At 19.5% G+C, this 560-nt stretch carries 1 protein-coding gene; it reads left to right on the top strand.

The features are described from left to right. The coding region (locus tag L8W69_RS09265; protein WP_263667001.1) for a hypothetical protein at positions 1-560 on the top strand (560 nt) is incomplete at both ends.

Below are 560 nucleotides of genomic sequence, written 5' to 3'. Positions count from 1 at the left end.
AAGATATCAACAACATCAACATCGATTCAAAACCCTATTTATTAAAAGCTTTATATTTTTGTGAAGATTATGTTTTATATGATAAAGATAAGCAAGCTTTATTTGATGAAAACACAATAAAAGAATTAGAATTTAACTCTAGTTTTTATACTATCTTTATCTCTCATAAAAACAAACTAAATGATACTTACTTAAATGCAAGAAAAGAACTTTATAAAAGTATTGATGAATTTAAAAGACTTGGTTTTAAAGATTTAGAACATGCTTATCAAACTTATATGAGTTCTTTTATTATCAATGAAGAATTAAATAACAAAGATAAAACAATCAATAAAAATGAAAATAAAGAAATAAATAAAAACTTAAATCAAAAAAGTAATACAAAAGAAAGTATAAATTTCAAAGAACTTTCTTTAAATTCAAATCAAGAAAACAATACAAAAGAAAATACAGATACTATAATAAAAAATACAAATTTTAACAATGAAACTTCTTTAAAAATAAAACAAAGCAATATCATTATAGATGATATAAAAGAAGATTTTAAGATTGTATCTAAT

Origin of the sequence: Campylobacter sp. CNRCH_2016_3089 (genome assembly GCF_025772505.1) — a bacterium.
GTDB classification, from domain to species: domain Bacteria; phylum Campylobacterota; class Campylobacteria; order Campylobacterales; family Campylobacteraceae; genus Campylobacter_D; species Campylobacter_D lari_D.
This window is presented reverse-complemented; position numbering and strand designations above follow the sequence as displayed.